Source organism: Polyangium spumosum (assembly GCF_009649845.1).
Classification (GTDB): Bacteria; Myxococcota_A; Polyangia; order Polyangiales; family Polyangiaceae; genus Polyangium; species Polyangium spumosum.
Genome location: NZ_WJIE01000012.1, coordinates 73,514 through 86,850 on the forward strand (window position 1 = coordinate 73,514; position 13,337 = coordinate 86,850).

Here is a 13,337-nt window from a genome sequence, read left to right on the forward strand (position 1 = left end):
GGCCCCCCGCGCCCCCACACCGCAGCCCCGACGATGACCGACGAACGAAAGATCCCGGAAGGACGCCTCGGCCGGCTCGCGCGCCTGGCCGCGGTCGGGGCGCGCACGGGCGCGAGCCTGATCCGCGGCAACTCGGCCGCGGACGCCGCCGCGCACAAGGCCGCGGAGATGCTGGGCACGCTGCGCGGGCTCGCCGCCAAGGCCGGGCAGATGGCGAGTTACGTGGACGGCATGGTCCCCGAGGCCCAGCGCGAGGCCTACGAGGCGGCCATGGGCAAGCTCCGCAATGCGGCGCCGACCTCGTCCCCGGCGGCCATCCGCGCGCGGGTCGAGGAGGAGCTCGGCGGGCCGATCGACCGCCTCTTCGCGGAGTGGGACGAGCTTTCGTTCGCGAGCGCCTCGATCGGCCAGGTGCACCGGGCGCGGCTCTTCGACGGGCGCGAGGTCGCGGTGAAGGTGCAGCACCCCGGCATCGAGAAGGCCGTGGAGAGCGACCTCGAGAATGCCGACGTCCTCGGCGGGATGGTGGCCGTGCTCGGGCCGAAGCGGCTGGATCCCAAGGCCGTGCTCGCCGAGCTCCGCGCGCGCTTCACCGAGGAGCTCGATTACGAGCTCGAAGCCCGGCGACAGCGGGCGTTCTCGGCGATGCACGAGGGTGATGGGGCGATCCGCATTCCCGAGGTCATCGCCGATCGATCGAGCAAGCGTGTGCTCACGAGCGAGCTCGTGCGCGGAAAAACCCTGGAGGAGGCCTGCGAGGCGGACGAGGTGATCCGCGCGCAGTATGCCGAGACGCTCTGGCGGTTCGTCTTCAAGGGCAACCTCGTCGGCGGGATGTTCAACGCCGATCCGCACCCGGGCAATTACCTTTTCCAGGACGACGGCTCGATCATCTTCCTCGATTTCGGCTGCGTGCAGCCCATCGAGGGGGAGCGGCTCACGCTCGCGCGGGGCCTCCACCGCGCGGCGATCTCCCGGGACGAGCGGGCGTTCGGCGACATCGCGGCGAAGATCCTGCTCACGGAGGGCGGGACGTACGAGCGGATGGCCGTCGCCTACTCGCGCCGCTGCTTCGAGCCGGTCTTCTCCTCGCCGTACAGGATCACGCGCGCTTATGCGGCGAGCCTGGTCGAAGGCATCAAGGAAATGAAGAACGAGGTGCTCTTCAAGAAGGACGGGAACTTCGTGCAGCTCCCGCCGGGCATGCTCTTCATGAACCGGCTGCAGTTCGGCTTTTATTCGGTCCTCGCCCGCCTCGACGTGACGATCGATTACGCGGCGGTCGAGGAGGCGTTCCTGAAGCAGGCGGGGCTCCTCTGAGCCCGGCTGTCGTGCGGCGCCACGAGCGCCTTGTGAACCATCGAGGTCCGTGATGCCCAGGCTCCCCCTTCCCCTCCTCGCGCTCTCCCTCCTCGCGCCTGCTTCCTGCGTGTACGAGGAGCCGAACACGCCCTCGCAGGAGGCGCTCTACGACGAGCCGGCCCGGCCAAACGACTTCTTCCTCCAGGGCTCGGGCGGGCACGTCGTGTACGCGACGATCGGCGAGGGGACGGCGATCGGGCCCGTGGTCAACGTTGGCCTCTACGCGGAGGACGACGGGAAGTTCCTGCGCGGGCTCATGCTCGGCAAGACGCTGAGCGCCGAGGTGCGTGGCCCCGAGGTCGAGGGGCTCTGGGGCGCCGAGCCGATCCGCCTCCGCGTCACGCGTATGGAGAAGCGGCTGCACGTCGAGGGCCTCTTGCGCGGCCGTATCACCGATCTCTGGATCGGGCCCGAGGCGATCACGGGGACGATCGGCCTCTGCGGAATCGATGTCACGAGGCGCGGGCAGATTCACGAAGGCTCGCTACGTTGTGGGGGTTCGATGGAAATGGTGAGCGTCCGGATCCCCGAGGCGCTCTCCGGCTGGGGCGAGACCGCCTCGGCCGCGATGGTGGCCATGCTCCTGACGGGCTGACGGCACGCAAACAATCGCAGTTCGCGCCTGGGATGGCTCCCTCGCCCGAATTCTTTTGTGCGCCCCCCCCTTCCGGACGCGCGAGGGATGCTTACGTTCCGTAACCCCGGCGAGCATCACCTCGGCCGCGTCCCTTCGCCGGGCAGGACGCGGGCCAGGAGACCACATTGGACAAGTTGAGGATCGCGGGCCCCGCGAAGGAGCCCGCACGCAAGCGCCATCCGCGCACGCGGAAGGCACCCACGCCCCCGGCTCCTCGCGCGGCGCCCATGCAGAACGCCACCGATCTCTACCTGCGTGGGCTCGAATCGAGCCATCCGCTCACGCGCGAGGCCGAGGCCGCGCTCGGGCGCCGGATCGTCGACGCGGAGCGCGACGCGGTCTCCGAGCTCGTCCGCGCCCCGGGAGCCGTGCACGCGCTCGCCGCAATGGCCGTGGAGATCCAGTCTGGCAAGACGAACGCCCGGGATCTCCTCCTCAACGGCGAGGCGCCGGACGCGACGGAGACCACCGGACGGCTCGTGCAAACCCTCGAGCGCGCCCGCGCGCTCGCCGAGGGGCCGGACGCCAATCTGCCCGCGGATCTCGTGGGTGCATTCGACACGCTCCGGGTCGACCCGGCGTTCGTCGAGCGGCTCGACCACGCGCTCGCGGCGCGCGTGAAGGGCGCCTCGGCCGAGGAGCGGGCGCACGTCGACGAGGCGCGTGATCGCTCGGCGAAGGCCCGGGCGCGCGCGGCGCACGAGAAGGGCGAGCTCGTACGGGCGAACCTGCGCCTCGTGGTCGCGACGGCGCGCCATTACAATAGCCGCGGCGTCCCCCTGCTCGACCTCGTGCAAGAGGGCAACCTCGGCCTCATCCGGGCCGCCGACAAGTTCGACTACGCGCGTGGTTATCGGTTCGGCACGTACGCGGCGTGGTGGATCCGGCAATCGATCGAGCGGGCGCTCCTTTATCAGGGCAAGGACGTGCGCATGCCGGTGCACCTCACGGCGAGCCGGCGCCGGGTCCTCGGCGCGGAGCGGGCGCTGTCGCAGAAAAACGCGCGTACGCCCTCGCAGGAGGAGATCGCGGAGAGCTCGGGGGTGCCGCTCGACAAGGTGCAGGCGGTCCGCGCGCTCTCGCTCTCGCCGGTCAGCCTCGACGCGCCCATCGGCGGCGAGGGTGATTTCCGCTTCGGCGACCTGCTCGCGAGCGAGACGGACGCGCCCGACGAGGCGCTCGCGCGCAGCCGCATGCGCGAGGCGGCGAGCGAGATGCTCGAGACCCTCACGCCCCGCGAGCGCGAGGTCCTGAGGCTCCGTTATGGCCTGACGGGCGAGGACGACCATACCCTGGAGCAGATCGGCCGCTCGTTTTCGTTGAGCCGGGAGCGAATCCGGCAGATCGAGTCGAAGGCCCTGGAGAAGCTCCGCACCTGGTCCGAGGAGCGGGGGCTCGGCTCTTATCTCGAAGGCTTGCGCTGAGGGCCGAGCGCGCCGCGCTTCAGCCCTTCGCGCGCAGATTCACGCCGAGGCTGACGAGCTTGCGGAACGAGCTCGGCACCACGCGCTTGAGCCTCCAGAGCCAGCGCGCGTCGGCCATCGGCACCGCATAAAGCTCGTCGCGCTCCACCGCCGAGAGCGCCGCGAGCACCACCTCCTCGACCGGCCGCCCGGTCGACATGAGTTTGTCCGCGAGCTTCTTCGTCTCGGGATCCGCGAACCGACCCGAATTCACGATGTCCGTCTTGAAGAACGTCGGACAGAGCACGGTCACGCCCACGCCCGTGCCGTCGAGCTCCACGGCGAGCGTCTCCGAGATCGCGATGACGCCGGCCTTGGCGGCGTTGTACGCGGCCATGCGCGGCGCGCAGAGCAGGCCCGCGGCCGAGGCGACATTGAGGATGTGGCCGGAGCCCTGCTTCTTCATGCGCGGGACGAAGGCGTGGCAGCCGTGGATCACGCCGAAGAGGTCGACCTCGATCGTCCAGCGCCAATCCTCGAGCGCGAGGTCCCCGACCAGCCCGCCGCTGCTGACCCCGGCGTTGTTGACCAGCAGATCGACCGGGCCCTCGCACGTCTTCGCGAGCGCCTCCACCTCTTCCATTTTCGTCACGTCGCAGCCGACCGCCGTGACCGAGGCGGCGCCGCGGGCGCGGGCGAGGCGGGCCGTCTCCTCGGCCGCGCTCGGGTGGAGGTCCGAGAGCACGAGCCGCCCGCCCCGCGCGGCGAGCTCGAGCGCGAGCGCGCGGCCGAAGCCGCCCCCTGCCCCGGTGATGACGCTGCACCCCGATGATCGAAGTCCCATGACGTGGCATGAAGCCCGATTCGCGCCGCTCCGTCAATGGCGCTCGGGCCCGCCGATCAGAGCCAGGCCGCCGCGAGCGAACGGGCGCGCACGTTCTCGGGCACGTCGTGCAGGTAATGCGAGCGCAAGCCCTCGTCCGGGATCTCCTCGGCGCGCGCCTCGATCCGGCGCATCACCTCCCGGAGCGCGCTCGACGCCTCCTCCATGTCCCCCTCCTCGGCGCTCGCCTCGGCCACCACGAGCCGCGCCTCGATCTCGACGTACCCGCCGCCGTCCCCGCCGAGCGCCGCGCCGATCTCGCGGGCGAGCGCGCGCGCCTCGGCGGGCCTGCGCGAGAGGACGAGGCTCCGCACGAGGAGCGTCGTGATCCAGAGCTTGCGCAAGGGGACGCGGTGGCAAAGCGCGAGGGCCGCCCGCGCCTCGCGGACGGCGTCCTCGTAGGCGCCGCGGTGGAGGTGGATCTGCGCCCGGATGCCGTGCGCCCAGCCGCGATACCCGTCGCTCACCCCCGACGCCCCGAGCACGCGCTCGGCGATGGCATGCGCCTCGACCCATTTCGACGGCTCGTGGTAACCGACGAGCAACGCCGCGAGGTGCAGCTCCGATTGCAGGAGCACGAAGGGCCCACGAATGCGGCGCGCATGATCCACGGCGGAGCGGAGCGCGCGCTCGCCCGCCTCGCGCTCGCCCACCTCGCCGAGGGCCTGACCGAGCCGGTTCAGCGCGGTGATGTGGTTGCGGGCGTCGCCGATGGCCTCGAAGGCGGAGACGGCCCGCCGCGTGAGCTCGAGCTGGCGGAACGGCGCTCGTTCGAAGGCGCGTAACTCGTCGCTCTGCCCGATGGCCAGGGAGCCGACGAGGTCGAGGTCGAGCGCGGGCATCGTGGCCGCGAGCCGCTCGGCCCGGTCGAGCAAGGCGCGGCAGAGCTCCCGCCGCCCGTACGACGTGAGCAGCGAGGCCGCGAGCGGGGCCCAGAGCAGGTAATCGCGGCGCGCCTCGGCGTCCGGGTCGAAGCTCTTGAAGCGGCTCGCCATGCAGAGGAAATCGCTCTCCGCGCCCACGACGAGCGACGCCCAGGTGCCGTGAAAGAGGAGCAAGCACGCCCAGCGGCTCCCGGGCGCCACGAGCGGGAGCGCCGTGACGCTCACCCAGTGCGCGCTCTCGAGCTCCGAGCGCCAGCAATGCGCCATCACCCGGAGCGTGAGCAGGTTGCCGAGCACCTCCCCCGTGGCGCCGCACTCGATCCCGCGCTGCGCGCAATGGAGCGCGCCGGAGAAGTCGTCCCGGTCGAACGACTGGCTGCCGGCGCGCAGGTAATGGGCCGCGGCGTTCTCGGGGTCGCGGCCGCGCTGGAAATGTTCGGCGAGGACGAGCGCGTCGAGCTCGCCGGCGCGCTTGAGCCACTCCCCCGCGAGCCTGTGGCCGAGGTGCCGGTCGTCGTCCGTGAGCATGGCGTACGCCCCCTCGCGGATGATCGCGTGGCGGAACGTGTACTCCTCCTGCCCGGCGAACCTCGAATGCAGCCGCCGCGTGACGAGCTCGCGCTCGCAGAGCTCCGTGAGTGACGCCGCGATGGGCTCGCCGTCGCCGAGCAGCTCCCGCAGGCCGCTCTCCCAGAACACCTCGCCGAAGATACTCGCGGCCCGGAGCAGCCTGCGCGCCTCGGGCGCGAGCGCGGAGAGGCGCGCCTCCACCATGCCGAGCACCGTGTCCGGCAGCTCGCCGCCCCGGCCGTCGGCGACCGCGCGGATGAGCTCTTCCAGGAAAAACGCGTTGCCGTCGGCGCGCTCCACGAGCGCCGCGCCACGCTCGGCCGCGACGTCCCCGCCGAGCGCGGCCGACACGAGCTCCGTCGCCGCGCGCCGCGAGAGCGGCCCGAGCCGGATCTCCTGCATGCTCCGGCCCGCCCAGAGCCGCGGGAAGACCTCGTGCACCACGGGCCGCGCGAAGGCCAGGATGACGAACGGCACGTCCGAGAGGTCCCGCAGCAAGGCGTCGAGCACCTTGAGCGACGGCGCGTCCCCCCAGTGCAGATCCTCGAGCACCACGAGGATCGGCCGCGTCGCCCCGAGCGCCGCCGTGAGCGCGCGGTAGGCCGCCTCGATCTGGTCGGCCATGAAGATCGGGTTCTGCCGCGCGGCGCGCAGGCGCGGGCTGCCGTCGTCGGGGAACGGCGCGCCCGCCAGCTCGCCGAGGAACTCCATGTTCGTGCGCCGCTCCGCTTCGCCTCCGAACACCGCCGCGAGCAGCTCGACCTTGCGGCGCTGCGCCGCGATCGGCTCGCCCGCCGAGATCTGCAGGATGTCGCGCAGGGCGCCCGAGAGCAACGAGAAGGCCGAGCCGGCGCCGATCGCGTCGGGCCGCGCGAGGGCGCAGGCGACGTTCGCGTGGCGCTCCTTGATGACGCGCAAGAGCTCCTGCCGGAGCCGCGATTTGCCCATCCCCGGCGGCGCCGTCACGAGCACGGCCGAGGGGCGCCGCTCCTCGAAGCTCTCGGTCACGAGGTCGAGGATGTTCCGGAGCTCGCGCTCGCGGCCCACGAAGGGGCTCGGCTTGCCGAGCAGGGTGCGCCGCTCCTGCCCCGTCCGGCGCTCGCCGCAGAGCGCGATCCGCCCGCCCTCCTGCTCGACCAGCTCGAAACGCGCGTCGAGCAACGCGCGCGTGTTCTCGTCGATGCGGACGGGCGCGCCCTCCCGGCCCTCGGAGAGCGCCTCGTCGAGCAGCGCCGCCGCGCGCTCGAGCGCCTCGCCCACGGGCAGCCGGTTCGTCGACTCGCCGCGCCCCGTCACCAGGACGACCGCCGCCTCGGGCGCCGCGAGCTTCACCCACGACGCGCACCGCGCCGCGGTCGCGGCCTGATCCACCACGCTCCCCTCGCCGAGCAGCACGGCCACGACCACGCCGGACGAGAGCTCCAGGACCCGCGCGCCGAGCGGCGTGGCCACACGCTCGACCGCTGCGACGAGGTCCCGCGGCGCCTCGCGATCGAGCGGCGGCGAGACCGCCACGATGGAGACGAGCCGCCGCTCCGTGCCCGTGAGGCCGACCCGCGAAGGCTCGCCGATCGAGACGGGTGACCTCGCGGTCGCGTCGATTCGATCCACGAGCTCGCGCACCGCCGCGCCGTCCTCGGGGCGGGCGACGGGCTCCTTCGAAAGCAACCGATGGACGAGCGTCGCCAGCGGCTCGGGCACGTCGGGGCAGAGGTCCCGCAGGCGCGGCGGCTCCTCGAGCAGGAGCTTCGCGAGCAGCGCCATCGGGTGCGCGCCCTGGAACGCGGGTTTCCCCGACAAACACTCGAACAGCACGCAGCCGAGGGCGAACACGTCGGCCCGCGCGTCGGCGTCCGCGTCGCCGCGCGCCTGCTCGGGCGCCATGTACCCGGGCGTCCCCAGGATCGAACCCGTCCGGGTGAGCGCGCCCGTCCCGCCGCCGTGCGCGATGCCGAAATCGAGGACCTTCACGTGCTCGGCTGCGCCGCCCACGAGGAACAGGTTGCTCGGCTTCACGTCCCGGTGGACGATCCGCCGCGCGTGCGCCGCGCCGAGCGCATCGGCCACGGCGCGGGCGAGGGACAAACTCTCCTCGATGTCGAGCGGGCCCCGCTCGAGGCGCGCGAGCAGGCTCTCGCCGTCGAGCCATTCCATCGCGAGCCAGGCCTCACCCGACGCGGCAATGCCATGCGCCACGTACCGCACGACGTGGGGGTGCTCGAAGGCCGAGAGGATACGCGCCTCCTTCAGGAAACGCGGGGCGGAGTCTCCCTCGGGATCACGCAGGACCTTCAGCGCCACGGGGGCGCCCGAGCTCCGGTCGACGGCGCGCCAAACCGTCCCCATCCCCCCGGATCCGGCTCGCCTCCCGAGCACGAACCGATCGTCCAGCACCTCCCCCGGTCGCATTGGGAATCAGGATACTCTGGCGAACCGGAGCGCTCAAGCGCGCTCTCCGGGCGGACGAGCGTACCGAGGTGATGGCAATCGACACACGCCTAGGGAGCGCGCCTTCCCTTCATTCGGAGATTTCCTGTCGGGAGCTCACCTCGTGATCGGGAGCGGGCGCGGGCAAGCTCGCCATTTCAATCGGCTTGCGGCAGATCGCGAAGCCGCCCGCGCAATGCCCGGACTGGAACATCGGCCCGCGCGGCGCGCTCGTGCCGGGGAGGAAGCCGGTCGCGCCCCATCGGCCGTCGAACCCGAGCGCCCTCCTCGCGAGCGCGCTCTCGGGCACGTCGTCGAGCCGCGAGAGCCCGCCGCCTTCCCACGTCCGCCAGGGCCGGTCGGCGCACGCGGCGAGATCGTCACACGACGCGGCGGCCGATTCGAACCACGCAAGGTCCTTCCTGTCGGCGTAGGTCGCGTGGGTCCCCCGCGCGGAGAGCACGACCGGGTGATTTCCGTCCTTGCGGAGCCGGGACCAGGAGAAATAGGGCCCGGGCGCGTTGTCCTCGTGGCGGGCGAGGTAGGCGCCGAGCGGGCGGCCCTCCTCGTCGAGGCGCACGGTCATGTGCTCCCAGTCGCTCTCGTGCTTGAAGAAAAACGGCCCGTCGTTGTAGGGGTAATAAAACCAGTATTCGACGTGGATCCCGCCGCTCGCCCGGGGGTAGACGTTCACGTACGTCACCCAGTCCTCGGGGCGCTCGCTCCCCTTGCGCACCTCGTCGTCGAAGGCCCGGCGCGCGCGGCGCACGACCGCGGCGCCCTCCACGAAATCGGACTTTTCCATGACCCACGGCACGGACGCCGGCAGCGCGTGATCCTCGCGGTCGAGGATCACGATGGGGGCGAACATGCGGGCGAGCTCGGCCTCGCGCGTGTCGGAGAGGCCGTCGCGGTCCGCGTCGCCCGAGGCGAGCGGCGCGGGCGGGCTGCCCACGGCCGCGACCACCGGATCCATCCACGCCTCGCGCAGATCACGCGCGTGCCCGCTGCCGAGCTCGACGCCGGCGAGGGCCAAAAAGAGGGCGGACGCGGACGCGAGCCGAGGATGACGGCGCGCCCTCCGGGGCGAAAAAACGAGCGGGACGAACGGCATGCAGCGGGCAACCTTTGCACGCACCCCACCCTCGCCGCAAGAGCGGCCTGGACGTCATCGCGAATGAAATGCTCGTTTTTTGCTCAATGCTCGGGCCGCTCGCCCGGCGCCGCCGGCGAGGACCACGCGAGTGGCACGATCGCGCCCACGGCCACGAAGACGGCCTCGAGCGCGTGGCAGAGCATCGCGATGGCGACCGCCTGCGGGACCGTCGCCCCGAGCACGTCGGCGCTCCACGCGAACGCCCCCTCGCTCACGCCCACCTGCGCCGGGACGAACGCGCCCACGGCGAGCGAGACCATGTTCGCCCCCTGGGCCACGAGCGCGCGCGAGGCGCCCGTCGCGGCGCCCACCGCGCGGGCCAGGATGGCATACTGCGCGACCTGGATCACCCGGCCGACGAGCATCACGGCCACCGGCCCCGGCGGCAACAGGCGCGTCTCGCGGGCGCGCTCCTGGAACACGACGACCCGCTCGCCGGCGCGCCTCGACACCCGCCTTGCGAGCGCGCCGAACCAGCTCGCGCGCATCACCACGCGCAGGAGCGTCCCCGCCAGAACGAGCAGCGCGGCGTGCAGGACGAGCGCGAGCGTGATGGCCGAGGCCCCCGAAAGCGCGTATGCCGCGGCGGCGCAGGGCACCGAGATGATCCCGCCGCTCACGAGGGTCACGGCTTGTACCGTCGCGCCCGCCGCCGTCGCTGCCGCCGGGCCGGCCCAGGGCGCGAGCAAGGCTGCCTTCGTGGCCTCGGCCGCCGCGCGCCCCGCGGGCGCGATCGACGAGACGGCCCGCGCCACGAGCGACGCGCGCGCGAGGGCCGGGACGGACAGCATCTTCGCGCGGTCGCCATAAGCGGCGTAGGTCGCGAGGGCGTCCGTCCCGACGCGCAGGAGCTCGAGCGCCACGACGAGCGGCAACCACGGCGCCGCCCCGCGCAGAATCGCGACGAGCGCCCCGGCGCCCGCCTGCCGCACGAGCGAGGCGACGACCCCGATCCCGAGGGCCGCAAAAGCGAGGCGCGCGCCCCAGCGCAGGACCACGCCCGTGCGGAGCTCCCTGCGATCCGCCTTCTCCTCTCGCTCCACGTCCCCCCGATGAGGCGCTCACGCGGCCTCATCGAGTCCCTGGCGACAGGCGTGCCATCCGCTCGTGCAGCGTCGGGCTCGTCCCGAAATGGCAAAAAAGACAAAACCGAAATCACCCTCCCTCTCCACGACGTGGAGAGGGAGGGCTGGGGAGGGTGAGGTCAGCGCTGCTGTCCGCCCTGCGTGCCCGGCTGCTGTCCCGGCTGCTGCCCTTGCTGCTGCCCCGGCTGCTGTCCGCCCGGCGTACCCGGCTGCTCGACGCCGCCCTGCGTGGCGCCGACCAGGATCCGGGTGACGTGGATATAGACCTGCGAGCGGGTCAGCTCCTCGGCCTCCTGGGACGAGAGCGCCCATTGCTGCTGCAATTGCTGCACGCTCGGCGACTGCCGGAATTGCCCGACCAGGGCCACCCGATCACCCTTCTGGATCTTGAGCTGCCGATCCTTCAGCGAGCTCGCGGCCTGCTCGTCGAGGACGACCGGCACGGTGCGATCCTCGCTCGGGCCGATCCAGAAGACCTTGTCGTTCGAGACCTTCTGCACCTGCGCGCCCACGAGGTCGATCATTCGATTGTTGAACGTCGCGCGATCCGGCGCCACCAGCACGATCGTCACGTCGCGGATGGGCTCCGCCGCGACGCCTGGCTGCTGGCCTTGTTGCTGCGGCTCGCCCGGAGGCGCGCCTGGCTGCACCGCCGCGCCTTCGCCGCCTTTACGCACCTCGGCCCCTGCTTGACCGCCGCGGTCGCGCTCCTGGCACCCCGCCACGGCGAGCGCCGCGAAGAGGCCGGCCACGCTCACCAAACGAAAAGACCTGCGCATCGCGCTCCTCCCGTCGTTCATTGCAGAGCTCCTCTCGCCCTCGATTTCCGCCGAGGACGCCGCCCCCTCTTCGCTGCAAGTCCCGATCCCGAGGGCGCCGGACACGCCCGACCGAAGGGAAGCCCGAGGCCTGATCAGAAATCGTTCGCGCAGGCGTTGAACGGCTCGCCGCACCCGCTCGGGTCGACCACGCAATCGATACACGTCTCCGAGGGATCCGAGCCCACGCAGAGGTTCGCGGCGCAGGAGACCGCGCACGTGCCGGAGCACATGCAGCCGATCAGGTTCTTGTACACGATCTCCGAGTCGCCTGCGCAGAGCGGCAGGGACGGGTTCGACTCGGAGACGAAATCGGCGCAGCCGAGGCAACCGGCCATGCACGAGGGGTCGTCGTCCGCGAACCCGTTACAATCCTCGTCGACGCCGTTTCCGCAGGTGTCCTTCTGCGGCGGGACGTCGCCATTACATTCGCCGAACGTCCCGCTGTCCGTGCAGGCGCGGACGCCGCTCTTGCAGATCCCCACGCCGAGCTTCTCCGGGGGGCCGTCGAAACAAGGCTCCTGCTCGCCCGGCGTGCACGCCACGGGCCCCGAGCCGCCCCCGCCCTCGCCCTCGAAGGGCGCATCCACCACGACCTTCGCCCCGCAGGCCGATCCCGCGAGGCACAAGAGCACGAAGCCGAGAAAAGACACCGTTCGCATGGGACGCACCTCTACCAGCCCCCCGCGCCCTCCATCCAGTTTCCATCACGCGAGACGACGCGCTGCATCCTCCGGGAATTGCATCCCCGCAACCCCCGAGGAGCCCCTTTTCCCCCATGCAAGGGCGGGCGCGCGGAGGCGTAGGATCCAAGTCCATGGAAACATTCGATTCCCGGCGAGCGGAGGGGTTGGATCGGTCGTTGCTAAAGGAAGAGGAGAAGTACCTGGAGTTCGGTCGTACCAGGGAGGTGCGTCATGAGCACGTCGTCCACAGTTGAAGAGCGGTTCGGGTCGCACCGCATGCGTTTCGAGGCCCCGGACCTGATCTGCATCGTGCTCGACGGCCCGCTCAGCGTCGAGGAGGCCGAGGCGATCGTGGCCCGCATCTTCGAGCTCGGCCGGAGACACGGCCCGCTCTGCTCGATGCTCGACGTCTCCCGCTACGAGAGCTCGGGCGCGCGCGTGCGGCAGGTCTTCCTGCAGGGCAACGGCGATCGATATCCGATCCGGGCCGGCGCCGTCATCGGCGCCTCGTTCACGATGCGTATTGCCATGTCGATGGTCCTCACCGCCGGCGCCCACATCTCTCCGAAGAGCTTCTCCTTCCCCGTGGCGTTCAGCGCGACCGAGGCCGAGGCCCGCGCGTGGCTCGCCTCCCACCAGAAGCCGGACGCCGAGCGCGGCGCCGAGCTCCTGCCCACCGGCACCTGAAGCGCCCCCGCGCGCGCCGCCTTATCCATCTCTTCCGCATTCGCCACGCCCCCGGGCGCGCACGCCGCTTGCAATACGTCCAGGCGAGCAACCTCGGCGCAGCGTGGAGGGTCGCGTGGTTCAGCACATCATCATCGCGCTCATCGACGCGTCCCCGTCGGCGATGTGGGTCTTGCTCGTCGTGTGGCTGGTGCTCCGGTTCGAGAAGCCCATTCGCAGCGTATTGCCGAGGGTGACCGGCGTCAGCATCTTCGGGGTCGAGGCCTCCTTCGTTCGTGAAGAAATGGACAAGGCCATCGTGCGCAAGGCGGCCCCGGTGTGCACGGAGGATCGAGAGCGCGCATTGCGGCGGCTGATGCGCGCGGAGTCGGTGTTCCGTGACGCCGCGATCCTCTGGGTGGACAGCGCGCCGGAGCTACGCGCCGATGAGCGGGCCCTGCTCAGGTTCGCGGGGGCGAGCGTGGACGTGGCCCGCTCGACGGCGGAGGCGCTGTCGAGGCTGGAGAACCGCGGATATGACGCGATCGTCTCCGACATGAAGCGCGAGGGAGATCCGGACGCGGGCCTCTCCTTGCTCTCGGCGATGCGCGAGCGCTCGTTCTTGCCGCCCGTCATTTTCTACGTCGACCAGGACGAGGCGGGCCGCGAAGTGCCGCCGCGCGCGTTCGACCTGACGGACCGGCCCGATGTCCTCCTGCACGCGCTGGCGGATGCGCTGGAGAGGCGGCGGAGTTGAAGG

At 71.6% G+C, this 13,337-nt stretch carries 11 protein-coding genes; 5 read left to right on the forward strand and 6 right to left on the reverse strand.

From position 1 onward, the window contains the following. The first annotated feature begins 33 nt into the window (after positions 1-33). The 3 genes from GF068_RS32205 (at position 34) to GF068_RS32215 (ending at position 3,423) form a co-directional block, all read left to right on the forward strand. On the forward strand, positions 34-1,320 hold the full coding sequence (locus GF068_RS32205; protein WP_153823356.1) for an ABC1 kinase family protein: 1,287 nt from the start codon (positions 34-36) through the stop codon (positions 1,318-1,320). Positions 1,321-1,372: 52 nt separating this feature from the next. Beyond that, positions 1,373-1,957 carry a hypothetical protein gene (locus GF068_RS32210; protein ID WP_153823357.1) on the forward strand — a complete coding sequence of 195 codons (585 nt, stop codon included), beginning with the start codon at positions 1,373-1,375 and terminating at the stop codon, positions 1,955-1,957. Positions 1,958-2,226: 269 nt separating this feature from the next. After that, positions 2,227-3,423, forward strand: a complete 1,197-nt coding sequence (locus tag GF068_RS32215; RefSeq protein WP_153823358.1) for a sigma-70 family RNA polymerase sigma factor — start codon at positions 2,227-2,229, stop codon at positions 3,421-3,423. Positions 3,424-3,442: 19 nt separating this feature from the next. Here the strand turns inward: GF068_RS32215 and GF068_RS32220 are convergent, their stop codons facing one another. The 6 genes from GF068_RS32220 to GF068_RS32245 all read right to left on the reverse strand — a co-directional run bounded on the left by GF068_RS32220 (position 3,443) and on the right by GF068_RS32245 (position 11,887). Continuing rightward, positions 3,443-4,246: an SDR family NAD(P)-dependent oxidoreductase gene (locus GF068_RS32220; RefSeq protein WP_153823359.1), complete on the reverse strand. Its 804-nt coding sequence runs from the start codon at positions 4,244-4,246 to the stop codon at positions 3,443-3,445. Between the two features lie 56 nt (positions 4,247-4,302). Further along, a complete protein-coding gene (locus GF068_RS32225; RefSeq protein WP_153823360.1) occupies positions 4,303-8,148 on the reverse strand; it encodes a serine/threonine-protein kinase in 3,846 nt (1,281 codons plus the stop codon). 109 nt (positions 8,149-8,257) lie between these two features. Then, positions 8,258-9,280, reverse strand: coding sequence for a hypothetical protein (locus tag GF068_RS32230; protein WP_153823361.1), 1,023 nt, complete (start codon positions 9,278-9,280; stop codon positions 8,258-8,260). An 83-nt stretch (positions 9,281-9,363) separates the two neighbouring features. Then, on the reverse strand, positions 9,364-10,365 hold the full coding sequence (locus tag GF068_RS32235) for a lysylphosphatidylglycerol synthase domain-containing protein (RefSeq protein WP_275939303.1): 1,002 nt from the start codon (positions 10,363-10,365) through the stop codon (positions 9,364-9,366). Between the two features lie 161 nt (positions 10,366-10,526). Beyond that, entirely contained in the window at positions 10,527-11,207 is a 681-nt protein-coding gene (locus GF068_RS32240) for a hypothetical protein (protein ID WP_170319796.1), read from the reverse strand. Between the two features lie 113 nt (positions 11,208-11,320). Further along, positions 11,321-11,887 carry a hypothetical protein gene (locus GF068_RS32245; RefSeq protein WP_153823363.1) on the reverse strand — a complete coding sequence of 189 codons (567 nt, stop codon included), beginning with the start codon at positions 11,885-11,887 and terminating at the stop codon, positions 11,321-11,323. A 255-nt stretch (positions 11,888-12,142) separates the two neighbouring features. Here GF068_RS32245 and GF068_RS32250 point away from each other — a divergent pair, with 255 nt between their 5' ends. Beyond that, positions 12,143-12,598, forward strand: a complete 456-nt coding sequence (locus GF068_RS32250; RefSeq protein WP_153823364.1) for a SpoIIAA family protein — start codon at positions 12,143-12,145, stop codon at positions 12,596-12,598. A gap of 115 nt (positions 12,599-12,713) precedes the next feature. After that, positions 12,714-13,334: a DNA-binding transcriptional response regulator gene (locus GF068_RS32255; RefSeq protein ID WP_153823365.1), complete on the forward strand. Its 621-nt coding sequence runs from the start codon at positions 12,714-12,716 to the stop codon at positions 13,332-13,334. The last annotated feature ends 3 nt before the right edge of the window (positions 13,335-13,337 follow it).